Genomic DNA, 15,159 nt, shown 5'->3' on the forward strand with positions numbered 1-15,159 from the left:
TTCATTTATTCAAGAAAACGGAACATAAGAATAACATGAGCCGCAAATCAAAATCAGAATCCTTAACGCCCCAATATGTGTTCAGTTCCTGTACAGTTCTAACGGCTTTGATCACTATATACTTTATAGGTTTTATCTTCTATTTTGCTTATCCTACCTTTGCAAGCCAGGGTTTCATCAATTTTATAACAGGCTCCGAATGGAACTATTCTGAAAATATCTACGGAATAAGGATATTTCTTGGAGGAACTGTTGTCCTTACACTGATTACCCTTATGCTTGCTGTGCCAGTGGGTATTTTCACCGGTGTGTTCCTCTCCGAATTTGCCTCACCAAAAGTAGTTTCAATAATGAGACCCCTCATCGAATTATTGGTTGGCATACCTTCAGTGGTATATGGCGTAGTTGGTCTTTTTGTGCTGGGCCCGATATTCGGTAGCTATGTAGCTTCTATCACAGTTTCCATATTAGGTTTCCTCCCTTTTTTCCAGGACCCTGGATCAGAACGGGGAGTAGGACTGGCACTTGCTTCCACAGTACTTGCCATTATGATCCTGCCAACAATAATCTCTATATCCGAGGACTCCATCCGTTCTGTTAAGAGAGAATACAGGGAAGCATCTTTTGCTTTGGGTGCCACTCATTGGGAAACAATAAGTAAAGTTGTATTGCCAGCAGCATCAAAAGGTATACTCTCGGCTGTGGTTTTAGGCATGATGCGAGCCATGGGTGAAACTATGGCTGTGGTAATGCTATTTGGCAGTGCCAAACAGATACCAACTACCTTTTTCGGTTCCGGTTATGCTATGACCTCCAAGATCCTGAATGATATCGGTCTGCATATAGCCGAGGAAACATCCCGAAGTGCTTTGTTCGCCATCGCTGCAGTGCTTTTTGCAACAGAGATATTATTTGTAGGGCTTGCACGGGTCATAGGGGGAAAACTATGAACATAAGGCATCTGAAAGGCAGATTCTTTATATCCCTGTCATACTTATGTGCAATTTTCGTATTATTTGCACTTGTATTCATTCTGGGCAACATCACAATAAAAGCACTCCCAAGCCTGAACCTGCATTTTATATTTACTTCGGAATCAACTGAACCTGGTTATGGTGGTGCCATCGGTAATGCCGTAGTGGGTACAATTATCATTTCATTGTTTTCTACACTGCTGGCAACGCCTGTAGCTGTAGGCACAGCAATATACCTGAAAAGATATGCAAACGAAGGTCCTCTTGTAAGGATATTCAGGTTCATGATAGATGTACTTTCAGGAACTCCTTCAATAGTCCTGGGAGTTTTTGGTTTGATGCTGCTTGTTTTTGTTATGAGGGAGATTACAGGAGGCTTTTCACTTATTTCAGGTTCAATTGCGCTTGCAATACTCATATTGCCAGTTATTGAACGTGCTTCTGAAGAGGCTATCGACAGGGTCCACAGAGACCTTGAAGATGCAAGCTATGCGCTTGGTGCCACAAAATGGGATACCATAAAACATATCACTATCCCCTCCGCCCTTTCAGGGATTTTGACAGGTATAGTTTTAGGAACAGGGCGTGCTGCGGAAGAATCTGCTGTAGTGATCCTTACCGCAGGCTACACTCAGTTCTTCCCAGAATATAAGGTTGCAGCAAGTGAAAAATTATTATTTGGGATTAAGGTCTATCCTTTCCAGGACCTTGTAGCAACTTTGCCACTTGCTGTTTATCATTCTTTTGAATTCCCTCATCTTGTATCTGTTTCAGAAGGTTTTGCGGCAGCTTTCGTGCTGATATTCATAGTCATGATAATAAACGCCGTTACACGGCTAATCGTCTGGAGGCGCAGAATTGGCTGAAATACGTGTGAAATTGAAGGAAAAAGGTGCGCTTGATCTTGAGAAAGACTCTGAGATGGAAGAGTACCTCGCCGAGATAGAAGAGTTTGCCAGGACACACCGTCCAGTTTCTGAGGAAGAGGAAGTAAAGCCGGAAGGGACTTTATCTTCGTCAGACAGTGATGAACATATTGTATTGGATAAATCCTACTTCACACAGAACGAATCACCCGAATCGGAGGAGGATTCAGAAGAGAAAAAAGGTTTCCTTAGACTTAAAAAGGGCGGAAATAAGAAAAAAGACGATGCTGAAAAAAAAGCCGCAAGGGAAGAAGAAAGGAAAAAGAAAAGAGAAGAAAGGCAGGAAAAACGGAAAAATAAAGATAAAGATAAAAAATCTAAAAAAAGCAAAGAGCCTCAGGAAATCGCTGAAGTTATCGAAGATGGCTTGGAAGAAGGTATAATCATACCTGATGAGCCGGGAAAAAAGCCAAAGTCAAAGAGAAAGAAAAAAGAAAGACCTAAAAAAGCAAAGAAGAAGGATGGAAAGCCATCCAAGCTAAATGAAGCCATAGAAAAGATCAAACAGGTCATTTCTCCTGTCATCGACTATGTCGAAGAGCTGCCCTTTGAAGTAGGAGAGGTGCGGGTACCCGTTCCCGGAGTACCCCAGCGCAAGGTGAACATCACATACCTTGTTAAGGCACCTTTCCAGTACGTGCATGTCGAATATATGGTCGAGGAGCTACGCTACACATGTATGGAACCCCCTTTAAGTGAGGGTGAGCAGCAAAACCTCGCTATCGTGGAGAATGCCTTTGACAAGATGGCGCACTCCGAAATTCTGCTGGTGGCCGAGGAAGACCGTGCAGCGGCTCTCAGGGATCGTTTCAACCTTATTCTTGAAATATACAAGATGAAGCTTACAGAGTCTCAGACTGAGAAGTTCTTCTACTACCTTTTTAAGAAATACATGGGTTTTGGTAAGGTCGATATCCTCATGAACGACCCTTATATCGAGGATGTCACCTGCAACGGTCCTCATACTCCTATCTACGTGAACCACAGGGTGTACGGCTCAGTGGCAACAGATGTTGTATTTGAAGAAATAGAGCTTAATAACTTCGTTATGAGGATGGCACAGGCAGCAGGCAGGCACATTTCGGTGCTTCAGCCCATCAGGGATGCTACTCTCATAGATGGTAGTCGTGCCAACCTCACCCTTGGTAAGGAGGTTACTAAAAAAGGTTCCACTTTCACCATCAGGCGGTTCAGGTCCAACCCCGTGTCATGTATCGACCTTCTCAGGTACAACACCTTCGACGCCACTGTGCTCGCGTATTTCTGGCTCATGGTGGAGTATAAGCGCTCCATCCTGGCAGCCGGAGGAACCGCATCCGGTAAAACGACAACTCTCAACGCCCTGGGCGTGTTCATTCCTCATGAATACAAGATCGTCTCCATCGAGGATACTGCAGAAATGAACCTCATGCACCCTAACTGGACCCAGTCCATCACAAGAGCAGGTTTCGGTGGAGGAGGCGAAGGTAACATCGAACTCTACGACCTACTCAAGGCAGCTTTAAGGCAGCGTCCCGAATACATAGTGGTAGGTGAGGTAAGAGGTGCCGAAGCAGGTACGCTTTTCCAGGCCATTTCCGTAGGCCATCCATGTATGGGCACCATCCACGCCGGTTCCATACATGAACTGGTATCCAGGGTGGAATCCGAGCCCATGAACGTGCCACGTAACCTCTTTGCAAGTCTTGACATTGTTATATTCAATGCTATGATCAAGGTAGGTGAGCATTTCCTCCGAAGAGCCCTGCGTATCGTGGAAATAGTGGAACTTGATCCAGAGAGGGGGGATCTTATCACCAACCCCATCTTCAAGTGGGATCCTGTCACTGATACTTATGAGTTCGGTGGTAATAGTTCCATGTTCGATGACATAAGTGAAGAGTTCGGTATCGATCCCAACAGTCTTACGCAGGAGATGCACCAGAGAGCAGATTTTCTGGCAGCTCTTGCAAGGGAGGGGATAACAGACTATAAGGATGTGGCAAGGGCTATCAGACGCTACTCCAAGGATAAAGATGCGCAGATGGAGGAAGCTCAAACATGAGCCCAAAGGCTACTGGTCCCGGTGTGCTGGGGAAGTTACAGCACAATGCTTCCAATAAGTATGTGGAGAAGTATAAAATGTTCTGCTATGGTTTTGGTAAGTATATAGACCGCAATCCTCAGCCGGATATTGCTAAATCCCTTTACCAGGCAGATATGGTGATGACTCCCGGCATGTTCATCTCTCTTGCCCTGGTAACGGCCGTTATTGCCTCCGTTGCAATTTTTGTGATCTCTGTGCTGCTTTTCAGGAATTCGGCCTCTCCCCTGGTATACATAAGCGTGCTTACTTTCCTCACTTTTGGTCTAACTGTAAGTGGTTTTCCCTTTATTCTCTATAACCAGATATCGAACAAGAACATGAATATCCAGCAGGAACTTCCATTTGCTTTAGGTTACATGTCCATTCTTGCAAGTGCAGGTTCTTCTCCCATGGATGTAATACGTACAGTTGCCATAGAAGACTACGGCGATATCTCCAGCGAGTTCGGCAAGGTCATGTACAGGGTGGACGTTCTGGGAGAAGATGGTGTTTCTGCCCTGAATCACCTGACGCGCAATACCTCTTCAGAGATATTCAGAGCAATATGTATCGATCTTGCCAATTCCATGCAGTCGGGAGGCGGTTTACGCACATATCTGGAAATGAAGACAAAAGAATTCATAGAAATGCGCTGGAGGACCCAGAAAGAGTTCGTTGAATCACTGGCAGTATATGGTGAAGGCTATCTCAGCGGAGTGGTAATGAGCGTGGTGCTGGTGGTGCTGCTCATTGTCGTGGGCAGTGCCCTGGGTATTGAACTTGGCATAGCAACTCCGCGCCAGCTGTTTGACATGTTCATTTATTTCTTACTTCCTTTCATTAACATATTTTTCCTGGTATTGCTTGGGATGAAGTACTCAAGGAGCACAATATGACATCCCCTGATCTCAAAGGTTTCAAGGCTCTCAATATTGAGAAGTATCGTCTGATGGCTAAAAGGCATGTTCAGGTCCTTACTGTCAGATACAATCTGAAACGCGAGTATATCACCCTGGGCATTCCTGTATTCCTGGCAATATGCATCGTACTTGCAGGAGTGCTGACCGGTCACACCTTGACCACAAAGGATACAGGTCAATCCACAGAAGTAGATTCTAAGAAAGATGCCTATCAACAGCTTTTAGAGGACATGGCAGCTGAAGATGCTGCAAAAAATGGAAATGTAACGCCAATCGAAGAGCCTGTGGCAGAGGCGGAGGATGAGAAGGACAAAGCGAAGGATGATCTTGATCATATAATGATATATGCAGTGCTTATAGCTATCATTCCTTATTCGATAGATTCTTATATCCAGAAAAAATTGCTGAAAAGAAGGGAAGTCGCATTCAGCGAGTTTCTGTACAAGCTTTCGGAGCTAATGCGTGGCGGTATAGACCCTGTCAAGGGTGTGGTAACTCTTTCAAGGACCACGAATCTGGGTGCAATCACTCCAAATGTGCAGGAAGCAGCATCAGCCATGCTGCTTGGCAGTTCTTTTGAGGATGCCATGCACAGGATGGCAAGGTCCATCAACAGTAAGCTTGTGTCAAAATACATCAACATCGTAGTACAGGCAGCATATACCGGTGGTAATGTAGCAGATCTGCTGTTCAGGACATCCGAAGACATGCGTACGGTAATAGCCATAGAAAAAGACAAGGAAGCAAATCTCAAACAGTATATAGTGATCTTCTACCTGGCACAAGGTATAATCGTAGCTCTTGCATACATTCTATCAACATCGCTGCTTCCTCTCATTCAGGGTGTGGGGCTGGAAATGCTGGGTGGTGGAAATGGTCTTTCAGATATCAACTTTGAACGTGGTTTCTTTCATATGATAGTCCTCAATGCTCTTTTCGGTGGTTTGATAGTAGGTATGATCACCGAAGGAGAGATGAAACATGGTTTGAAACATTCAGCTATACTCATAGCTTTTAGTTATGTTGCCTGTGTTACGCTGATACTATCTGCTGGCGGTGGAATGTATACTCTAAAACTTGTTTCGGGGGATGGACAACAGGCTCTTGGTGGTCTTCCTGTACAGGAACCCATAGTGTTCAATGTTACTGATTTTTCTGGCAAGCAAACTCCTGGCGTTTATGTGGAGATGACAATCACTCCTTCTGGTATAATCTCAGGTGTCATGTCAGGAAAAAACGGAACAGTAGAAGTTACGCCGACTCCGGGAGAAACACCCGGAAACTATACAGTAACGGCAACAACAGGTAAAAGTTCAGCTACAGCGACTATCGAAGTTATGGGTGGCTCATGAGCAGTATAGACACACATAGAAAAGAGAGGTTTGAAAGTAACCTAAACCCTAACTAAAGGAAAAGCTTCCAACAAGCTTTTCAAAAAACCTCTTTTTCTTTATGTTCTATCTCGGTTTTACTCTGCTTCCTGCCAGCATGGAAAAATCTTTCGGGTAAGCTGCATAATCGGAAATGCAAAAAATAAATTCTTATATATCAACAACTTAAGATTAGATACTATGAGTAACACTCATGCCCTTAAAACTCCTCGCGGGTTTAGCGGTAAAAAACCATCCGGCACTTCTAAAACAGTCTACCCTTCTGAAGAATCTTTTAATCCGGAATTCATCAAAGAAGTAGAGCAGAGTATACAAGAAGTTAAAGATGGAAAAGGATCAAATACAATTCATTTGAAGACCTGTTTGCCAGCTACGAGAAATGACCTATTGAGTAGTTGCAACTTCAAATTTTGAAAAAGAGGCAAGTTTCCTCTTCAAGAAAGATCCTGCTCTTTTAGACCGCTTCAAGAAAGCATCTATTGGTATCCGTGAAAATCCGGAATGTGGTGAACCCCTGTGTAATGTACTCAAAGAGTATCGAGGGGTTCATGTAGGCCATTTCGTTTTGATCTATGAAGTAGATGATATGGATTAAGTCATTACCTTTGTAAGCTTCACTCATCACGACAATGCTTACTATTGAAATTTATATCTCCAGATCTTCCTTGGCAGATCTTCCAGCTCGACCCTCTACAAAGGCCAAGATCTGCAAGGTTCCAAGGTAAAATGTTCTCTTTTTTTGAAAAATGGTTTTATTCTTAAGCTGAGTAATTTCTTTTTATATGTCTTCTTTGTGCACTGTGGACATTATTTGCTCTCAATACAAAAAAGAGAGTAATAAGAATGGTCGTAGAAATTGAGTAAATAGCAATATATTGATTTTGAAAATGCTATAATTGTATATACGGGTATTTGGCCTATATTTAATAGAGAGGTTTATTTTTTCTACTGTTATAACAATTAAACTAAGGGAACAAATGGCTTTCCTCTTGCCTTCAGATGGCGTCCTCACAACACAAGTATAGCAAGTTATGGGATTGTCTCGTGGGCTATTGTATGTACAGGTTCTACAATTATCTATGATTTCGGCTTGAACCGTTATTTGATAGATATTTTGAAGACCTTGAATTTGTAATAAAAAATGCGCCAGTTGAAGAAAAAATCATAAAAAAAGATTGAAAGGATGACACAATGCCAATTGAAGACCTTAATGAATTCGATAGAATGCTATTAAGAGATATGATAAAAAAGATCTATACAGATTCTGATAAAATTATAACTATTTTAGAGAATCTGGAAAAAATCCCCCAATATGTTCCAAGTGGTAAAGATATGAAATATATTAATGAATGGGCTCAAAGGGAGGAGGAAAATTCACATAAGAGTGCAAGAGCATTAGTTTTTGTTATATTCAAATGTTTTGAATCCAGAAATCCAAAACTCAGAGAAAAATTGTGCAAGTACGATGATGAATACAGATATGTGAGATATGATCTTCAAACCACTGTTGTCTTTTAGGGGTATATTAGTACATTTTGTAATACGCATGGTTAGGGAGTAAATCTCATTATTTCAGCACATAACAACAATTAAAGCAAATGTAAAATATCTAGAAAGAAGGAATCAAAAACATAATTTCTATTTAGCTTAATACTTCATTAGAACAACTCCTCCTACAATTAAAAATGAGGCAGCAACTTTGTAAAGGGTGATCTTTTCTCCTAATACAATAATGCCTAAAAGTAGTGCAATCAATGGAAATGCTGCAACAAGAGGGGAAATCTGGCTGACCTCACCATACTTCAAGGCATAATAGTAGGCAAACTGCCCTAACAAGGCAGCACAAATACCTTCAATTGCAATATATGTAGCATTCTTTGATGTCACACCTAGAATGTTTTCCCATTGTCCTGACACAGTTACAGTTATTAACAGGATCATACTGATAATTAAACTTCGAATAGTAAGTGCAACCAAAGGCTGTGTGTTACCTAGTCCAAGTTTTCCAAAGATAGGAGCAATACCCCAAAATAGCATTGCAATACCAGCAAACAAATAGGCACTGAACATTTTATCTCCCCTCCCATGTTTAAAAAGCATTTCAACCTACTCGTTCTCTAGTATCGATAGTAATACCCTTTCCGTTAACATTGAAAGGTATCATCCTGTTAAGTGGGGGACTGCCAGGCATTTTTGGAATATTTATATAACGATTTATTTTACTTCCCATATATTCTGTTTTGAACTGAATGATGCCATCTACAATAGCTCTTATAATTTTCTCTGAACGGTCACTTAGAATCCCCATGTCCGAAAGCAACAGAAAGGTCGTATTATTGTCCCTGCTCATCGCAGCAAAAGAACTCAGTGCGTTTTTGATGACGCATATATCTTCATCCATGAAAAGATAAGAAAAAGTGTCAATAATACATATGTCTGCATCCAGGATCTCTCTGAGTGCAGGCTCTGATAATATGTCGGAATCTGAATTGCAGGCAGCTTCTGCTTTCTGGCATAAGCACAGCAGTGAGTTAAGATCATAAAAATATTCCACTAGAATAAATGTATTTATTCTATTAGTTTCTGTAATAAGAAGTGTGTTTCCTTTGATTTCTTCATTTAAAGATGAAGTAGAGAGATATACGATTTTTTTCATGTCTCCAAGCAGTTCCTGTGTTGCCATTTGCACAAAAATGCTCTTGATATTACCCATATCTTCTTCGACCAGAAGTACAGTATTTACGGGTATATTACCCAATCCAAGATTTGCAAGCATCGGTAATCTACAGGAAAATAATGTTACTTAAAAATGTTATCTTTAGTTTATATAGCAATGTTTAGTCTATATCGCCTACTGACTCCTATATATGATATGCAGGGAAGGTATATATCTGCACGTTCCTTCTACATCAAAGATGGCTGGTATGATGAGGTTCCCTGGTATCAATGACGATAAAGCAGTTACAGTTGTATTTGGCACTCTAATGTTGATCTTGATAACCATTACTGTAGCCTCAGGTATAGCTGTAATGGTGTCTGCAATGCAAAAAGATGCCATGGAGCGGGAAGAATACCGTATTGCAGTTTCAAATGAGGACATAAAGATAGTGTCTATACAACCCACAATAAACAAAAATACTTCTCAGTGGGAGAGCGCTAAACTCACTTTGCTCAATCTCAATACCAAAGACTCATCGATCAAAGGCATTAGTTTTAACAACGTCTACGCAACTAATTTCATGGTATATAATAGCTCAAACTTCATCGAAAAAGAGGGTAGCTATCCTGTAGTATACAATTATAACAGGATGATTAAAATCCCTGCACAGAAAACAGTTAGCATCTGCCTCAATTTCTCCAATATCACAATTCTGTCAAGAGAAGAGATAAACACATCCGGATGGAATAATACAAGTCAGAACTATACTATACCGCTTAATAATAACATTCGCGAAATATATTCTCTTTCTGCTTTCCCGGAATCTATTGTTAAAACACAGTTATTCAATAATACAAGAAATGCGACACTAAGCGATTTTGATCTGGATCTAACGGAAGGAACCATCACTTTGTTCGGTTCTCTTGCAGGCGGAGCTCTGGTGAACAATACTAATTACGTTCTCAATTATAACTTATCAATGGAACCTTTCATGAAACCTGTGTCCGTAAAGGATAACCAGCCGGTACAGGTCAAGATTATGACATCATATATCAATACCTTCGAGAAGTTCTTTACTCCGCCAGTACCCATGACAAAGGTCAATTATTATACAGAATACAGGAATGGAACGCTTCAGCCATATTTGATTCTTGATGCATCTGGCTCCTTTGATACGGACGGATATATAGTTTCTTATAAATGGTCCGTAAACAGTACTAACGATTCCTCTGCTCTATCAGGTATTATCGTTAGGTCTAATCCCACTAACACATCAAATCTCACCGTAGATCTTGAACTGACTGATGATACTGGTATGGTTTCCAGACTAAGTGATGTTTCAGGAGCAATAGTCATAAAGTGAGTGTATGGTTTTTGGATGAGCCTATACTCTGCTATAAGTAGATAATTTCTTCAAATTTAGATAATTGAAGATTCTGCATACCATAAAAATATCCACTATACATGGAGTGTATTGACATAGACTACGAACAGAGGAAGATACAGCTAACAGGTGGCTCTACATATATTGTTTCTTTGCCTATTAAATGGATAAGAGAGTGTAATCTGGTTCACGGTGATTCTTTAACACTGATCCCACGTAATGCCCATACCCTTGTCCTGTCTGCAAATAAAAGTATGGAAAAAGAGAAACTGGAATCTACTATGGATATTTCACCAGAAGATCTTCCAGAAGACAATTTCAGGATACTTGTATCGCATTATCTGGCTGGTTATGACCTTATCAGGCTGGTCTCAAGTAAAGGCTTTCATGCTCAGGACCGCAAGTTCTTCAAGGATGTAATCCGCAAGCGTCTGATTGGTATTGAGGTCATTGAAGAATCAAGAAATGAAATATTATTGCAAAGCCTGATGAATTATCAGGAATTGCCGCTGAAAAAGGCTCTCCAGAACATGTCAAGATTAATTCATTCTATGCTTGAGGATGCTATGGTATCTCTTAAGACACATGATCTGGAACTTGCGGAGGATATTATCAACCGTGATAATGAAGTCGATAGATTTTATCTTCTTACTGTAAGGCAACTCAAAGTTGCAGTGGAAGATCCAATAGTTGCAGAAAAAATAGGTATAGAAAGACCTCGTCAATGCCTTAGGTACAGGCTTGTCACAAAGATCATAGAACGTATAGGAGACCATGTAGAGAGAATAGCACAACAGATCATTATTATGGATGCTATTGTTCCCGAAAAGGATGATATCTTCTTAATGGGTACTTTTGCACAGAAGGTTTTTTCAGATTCTCTCAGGGCACTTGAAGAAAATGATATTAATTACTCAAATAAAATAGTCAATAATGCAAGAAGGTTTGAGTACTCGATATTAGGTGCTGAACAGCAAGCTGCCCACAGTTCGTCTATGCAAATGGGCGCGATCAGAGAAAGCCTTAAAAGAATATCTGAATATAGTGCCGAGATAGCAGAAATGTCCATAAACATGATTTCAGAACTCAATAAGAAGAATTAAAACAATCGACATTGTTCTTTGTTATTAGGCTCTACATTAATTCCAGTTAAAAGTTCCTTCTTTGGAATGCTTTTTATCATTTCCTCAAACGATCTTAAAAATATGAACTTACTAGCAATATCTAAAAATAAGTGAGCGATTATTTTACGCTCACTGTCATAGTATCCAGGTCTTTCTGTCCTTTCTCATCAATGACGATCAGGGTTACTATATACGTGCCTGCTTTTGTATATTTCTTAGTAGCCTTCATACCAGTTGCTTCAGTGCTTACACCATTCGACGCATCAAAATCCCATCTGTATGAAACAATACCGATATCATCTGTAGACAAGCTACCAGAGAAGCTAACTGTGGAACCTACGGATACAGTCTTATCTGAGCCAGCATTTGCAACAGGTGGATTATCTCCGGAAGTTGCCAAATCGGTAATAGACACTTTTAATGTATCTGTGGACCTCTGTCCGCTGGTGTCTGTAACTATGAGAGTTACAGTGTAGTCACCGGTACTGGTATATTTTTTACTGGCTGTTTGCCCTGTTGCTTCAGATGTTATACCGTTTAACGCATCAAAATCCCATAAATAAGAAGATATGCCTTTATCATCAGTAGAAGCGCTGCCGTCAAAGCTGATCACAGAACCTATAGTTGCTGCCTTATCTGAGCCAGCGTTAGCCACCGGTGCATTATCTACTTGATTTGTAACCGCTGAAGTCGTGACAGTTAATTTTGGCTTCTGTGCATTGTTAGAGCATTCGTTACTATAGAATGCAATATAGTTACCGTTCTCTGTCTTTGCCTTGATGAAGAAACCAGTGTTAGTGCACTTACCACTGATATATTCCTGCACAAGCTGCGTGACATCAAAGTCATAGTATTTGTTACCCGGCACTGTGCTGGCAGGGAACGTTACTGAGGCATAAGGTGTACTACCCTGAGCAATACCGTTCTTATCATACCAGTTTCCTCCTGCTGTGCTCCAGGCAGTTCCAGTGGCACGATTATTCCAGCTGATATAATTTGGATCCCATGCAACTGGCCTGTAAACTTCAACTACAGTGTCCGAAGTCCGTGTCGTACTTGCAGGGTAATACCAATATAGTGAAAGAGTTGCCTTTGATATTGTATCACTTGTCTTGTAACTGCTCAGGTCGAACAAAATTAAACCTCTGCTGATACCTGTACTTTTTCCAATATCGATAAAATTCGAACCGGAAAGGACGGTAGTTGGAGATAGTTCACGCAACCGATTATCATATGTCGGTGTAAGAATAACAGAACCTGTTGAAGTTACGCTGGAGCTTACGATTACTTTTAAAGTGTCTACTGATCTCTGTCCACTCGTATCACTGACAGTAAGTGTTACAATATATGTTCCTTCTGTGGTATATTTTTTTGTGGCTGTCTTACCGGTTGCTTCAGCAGTTATACCGTTTGATGCATCAAAATCCCATGAGTAAAGGGCTATTCCTTTATCATCGGTAGAATAACTACCATCAAAGAGGACAGTTGAGCCAACAGTAATGGATTTATCAGAACCTGCATTTGCAACTGGTTCAGTATCGATCTCATTTGAAACAGCCGAGCCACTTCTGGAAGCCTGTGCAGTGTTTCCATACCTGCCGATATTGATCCTGCCACCATTGGGTGAAGGTTCACTGCTGTAGGATGAACCTGAATATCCTGCATCTATAAGCGTACTGGAGACTGAATCTGCAACCCACTTTCCACTTGAATAGTGACCTGCTTTGCTTTTTAGGTGATAGTCACGGGAACCAGCGTTTGAATTAGCTGAATCTACGCATAATGGATCAACATTCAGGTTGTTGCTCAGCGTAAAGCCACTGCCATATGTTTGACCATTCTTGTTGTTGTAGATATCGTTATTCTGGACTACAAACTTAGAGTAAGTCGGATTTGTATTCCATATTCCCACACCTGATCCTGCAACAGACGAAACACCATCACTGTTCATGATTATATTGTTTCTGACGTAAGTTGTGAATTGAGTCTGCTGCTGACGTCTTCCCTCGCGCAGGAAATACTTTACGGCAGCATGTCCACCGTCATCAAAGACATTGTTTTCGATAATGGTATTATCAAAATCGCCCAAAACAATAGCAGCATTACTAAAACCAGTATTAGTTGAATATTGACCAACTTTTGTAAAAGTATTGTGGTGGATGTATACGTCTTTAGCATGAATTACATTATCCTGATAGTTTGCAGACATCCAGATACCTGCACCTTTGATACTGTGGATGCGGTTGTTGTATATTTCAATATCATCAAACACACAACTGGAAGTGGAAGAAGTACCTATCTGAATTGCAGGGCCTGTTGAGCCATCAGAAAGAGAAGAATATATCAGATTGTCATGAATTGTAGAACCTGTACATCCATCTGAATACCTGCATGCACTATTAGTTCGTGTGAAAACAGTATTATAAGCAAATTCAACATTGCTGCATCCAAGAGCATAGAGTGCATCATGACCAACCTTATAAACGTCATTGTTAGTGAATTTAATGTTACTGGCTTTTCTGACCTGTAATCCATCCCCACATCCCCATTCAAGACGCATGTCAGACACTTCGATGTTGTCACCACCATCAAAAGCCATCATATTGTAATATCCAGCTCCTAAGGATGTAGCCTGATTAGCACTGTTTCCATCAATAGTAAAACCTGTGACTGTTATATCGCCATCTGTACCTATGTTTGCGATCATAGGCACTTCACTGGACCATCCTGCACTTGCAACTAGTTTAATTTCAGCAGTAGAGTCACCTGTAAGTATTGTATTAGCACCGATGTTAAGAGTGCTGTCTATCCAGTATGTATTAGGACCTCTCAAATATACAGTACCGCCATCCTGGCCGTCTATATATGCAAGAGCTTTGTTAATTTCAACATGGTCATTTGTTCCGTCACATTGGTAGTTTACAGTGCCGCTTGTGCTGCTTGTACCGACATATACGGTTGCTGCAGAAGTTACTCCACAACCGGTAATTGAAAAGCATACAGCAAAAACTGAAAGGATAATAACATAATAACTTATTTTATTTATGCATGTGTAATATTTATGTTCAACGATGAATTGAATGGAGTTTTTCAAAAAGATACTTATTGAAATAACAATTTTTTGGATAAAAAAGAATAACATATGTGTTAGCATGATGTGGCGGGATTTAGACCACTTATGCAAACCAAACCCTTTATTGAGTTTTTTATGAATATATCCAAACATATTTGCTTCCTCTATTTTTCATAAATCGAATATGGTATTAGAAGCAAACATATAGATATAAAAATTATCTATATATATCTGCTTTAAAAAATATAATTTCTCCTTTGGTGAGTTCATGTCAAATCTGAAGATCTGTACACTGCAGATGAAGTGAATGCTATGATCGACAAAGCAATGAACATAGAAGGTCAATGAATGTAGCTACATAGAATAAAAGCAATCATCTTATTACTGATTATATATAGACACATTAGATGTACCTAAAATAATGGTGAAAGATTTATGTTGTTTCATATTGTAGAATATAAATATGGCGTTGCGGCGGAGCGTCACTGTTGCAGTATTCTCCTTTCTATTATCCGCCGCCTTTCTCTTTTCTTTTTACAATTACTGTTAAATATTCAACTAATATTTTGAAAAAGTTGTTATTTATATCTCTAGCCTTGCCTTTTATGCTCATTGTGTTCATCGCTTGATTGGAGCAATTGAA

At 40.4% G+C, this 15,159-nt stretch carries 12 protein-coding genes and 1 pseudogene; 10 read left to right on the plus strand and 3 right to left on the minus strand.

The features are described 5' to 3' along the window. Positions 1–35 precede the first annotated feature (35 nt). The 8 genes and pseudogenes from pstC to ACC612_RS09910 all read left to right on the plus strand — a co-directional run bounded on the left by pstC (position 36) and on the right by ACC612_RS09910 (position 7,794). Positions 36–950 (plus strand): phosphate ABC transporter permease subunit PstC, encoded by a 915-nt coding sequence (gene pstC, locus ACC612_RS09875; protein ID WP_371854364.1) that lies wholly within the window; start codon positions 36–38, stop codon positions 948–950. Continuing rightward, the gene (gene pstA, locus ACC612_RS09880) at positions 947–1,840 is read left to right on the plus strand and encodes a phosphate ABC transporter permease PstA (protein ID WP_371854365.1); all 894 of its coding nucleotides are present in this window, start codon (positions 947–949) and stop codon (positions 1,838–1,840) included. Before pstC ends, pstA begins: the two co-directional genes overlap by 4 nt. Continuing rightward, a complete protein-coding gene (locus tag ACC612_RS09885) occupies positions 1,833–3,944 on the plus strand; it encodes a type II/IV secretion system ATPase subunit (RefSeq protein ID WP_371854366.1) in 2,112 nt (703 codons plus the stop codon). Before pstA ends, ACC612_RS09885 begins: the two co-directional genes overlap by 8 nt. Further along, the gene (locus ACC612_RS09890; protein ID WP_371854367.1) at positions 3,941–4,861 is read left to right on the plus strand and encodes a type II secretion system F family protein; all 921 of its coding nucleotides are present in this window, start codon (positions 3,941–3,943) and stop codon (positions 4,859–4,861) included. Before ACC612_RS09885 ends, ACC612_RS09890 begins: the two co-directional genes overlap by 4 nt. Further along, entirely contained in the window at positions 4,858–6,237 is a 1,380-nt protein-coding gene (locus ACC612_RS09895) for a type II secretion system F family protein (protein ID WP_371854368.1), read from the plus strand. The genes ACC612_RS09890 and ACC612_RS09895 overlap by 4 nt, the downstream gene beginning before the upstream one ends. A 219-nt stretch (positions 6,238–6,456) precedes the next feature. Beyond that, the gene (locus ACC612_RS09900; protein ID WP_371854369.1) at positions 6,457–6,690 is read left to right on the plus strand and encodes a hypothetical protein; all 234 of its coding nucleotides are present in this window, start codon (positions 6,457–6,459) and stop codon (positions 6,688–6,690) included. Between the two features lie 10 nt (positions 6,691–6,700). Next, positions 6,701–6,871 (plus strand): annotated as a pseudogene (locus ACC612_RS09905) (type II toxin-antitoxin system RelE/ParE family toxin); the annotation flags it as partial. 596 nt (positions 6,872–7,467) lie between these two features. Next, complete coding sequence (locus tag ACC612_RS09910) at positions 7,468–7,794, plus strand: hypothetical protein (protein WP_371854370.1); 327 nt, start codon at positions 7,468–7,470, stop codon at positions 7,792–7,794. Between the two features lie 129 nt (positions 7,795–7,923). On the opposite strand, the gene ACC612_RS09915 is transcribed toward ACC612_RS09910, so the two are convergent. Both ACC612_RS09915 and ACC612_RS09920 read right to left on the minus strand, forming a co-directional pair. Next, positions 7,924–8,346 carry an EamA family transporter gene (locus ACC612_RS09915; protein WP_371854371.1) on the minus strand — a complete coding sequence of 141 codons (423 nt, stop codon included), beginning with the start codon at positions 8,344–8,346 and terminating at the stop codon, positions 7,924–7,926. A gap of 31 nt (positions 8,347–8,377) precedes the next feature. Next, on the minus strand, positions 8,378–9,052 hold the full coding sequence (locus ACC612_RS09920; RefSeq protein ID WP_371854372.1) for an RAD55 family ATPase: 675 nt from the start codon (positions 9,050–9,052) through the stop codon (positions 8,378–8,380). A 91-nt stretch (positions 9,053–9,143) separates the two neighbouring features. Between ACC612_RS09920 and ACC612_RS09925 the strand changes: the two genes are divergently transcribed. Together ACC612_RS09925 and ACC612_RS09930 are read left to right on the plus strand one after the other, a co-directional pair. Next, a complete protein-coding gene (locus ACC612_RS09925; protein WP_371854373.1) occupies positions 9,144–10,298 on the plus strand; it encodes a hypothetical protein in 1,155 nt (384 codons plus the stop codon). Positions 10,299–10,399: 101 nt separating this feature from the next. Then, positions 10,400–11,422, plus strand: coding sequence for a PhoU domain-containing protein (locus tag ACC612_RS09930; RefSeq protein ID WP_371854374.1), 1,023 nt, complete (start codon positions 10,400–10,402; stop codon positions 11,420–11,422). A 139-nt stretch (positions 11,423–11,561) separates the two neighbouring features. On the opposite strand, the gene ACC612_RS09935 is transcribed toward ACC612_RS09930, so the two are convergent. Then, positions 11,562–14,537 carry a disaggregatase related repeat-containing protein gene (locus ACC612_RS09935; RefSeq protein ID WP_371854375.1) on the minus strand — a complete coding sequence of 992 codons (2,976 nt, stop codon included), beginning with the start codon at positions 14,535–14,537 and terminating at the stop codon, positions 11,562–11,564. Positions 14,538–15,159 lie beyond the last annotated feature (622 nt).

Source organism: Methanomethylovorans sp. (assembly GCF_041447285.1).
Classification (GTDB): domain Archaea; phylum Halobacteriota; class Methanosarcinia; order Methanosarcinales; family Methanosarcinaceae; genus Methanomethylovorans.

Bases quoted from the DNA above. Each gene is read 5' to 3' on its own strand.
- ACC612_RS09930 (WP_371854374.1), top strand. From the start codon at position 10,400: ATGGAGTGTATTGACATAGACTACGAACAGAGGAAGATACAGCTAACA.
- pstA (WP_371854365.1), top strand. From the start codon at position 947: ATGAACATAAGGCATCTGAAAGGCAGATTCTTTATATCCCTGTCATAC.
- ACC612_RS09890 (WP_371854367.1), top strand. From the start codon at position 3,941: ATGAGCCCAAAGGCTACTGGTCCCGGTGTGCTGGGGAAGTTACAGCAC.
- ACC612_RS09910 (WP_371854370.1), top strand. From the start codon at position 7,468: ATGCCAATTGAAGACCTTAATGAATTCGATAGAATGCTATTAAGAGAT.
- pstC (WP_371854364.1), top strand. From the start codon at position 36: ATGAGCCGCAAATCAAAATCAGAATCCTTAACGCCCCAATATGTGTTC.
- ACC612_RS09915 (WP_371854371.1), bottom strand. From the start codon at position 8,346: ATGTTCAGTGCCTATTTGTTTGCTGGTATTGCAATGCTATTTTGGGGT.
- ACC612_RS09920 (WP_371854372.1), bottom strand. From the start codon at position 9,052: ATGCTTGCAAATCTTGGATTGGGTAATATACCCGTAAATACTGTACTT.
- ACC612_RS09925 (WP_371854373.1), top strand. From the start codon at position 9,144: ATGATATGCAGGGAAGGTATATATCTGCACGTTCCTTCTACATCAAAG.
- ACC612_RS09895 (WP_371854368.1), top strand. From the start codon at position 4,858: ATGACATCCCCTGATCTCAAAGGTTTCAAGGCTCTCAATATTGAGAAG.
- ACC612_RS09900 (WP_371854369.1), top strand. From the start codon at position 6,457: ATGAGTAACACTCATGCCCTTAAAACTCCTCGCGGGTTTAGCGGTAAA.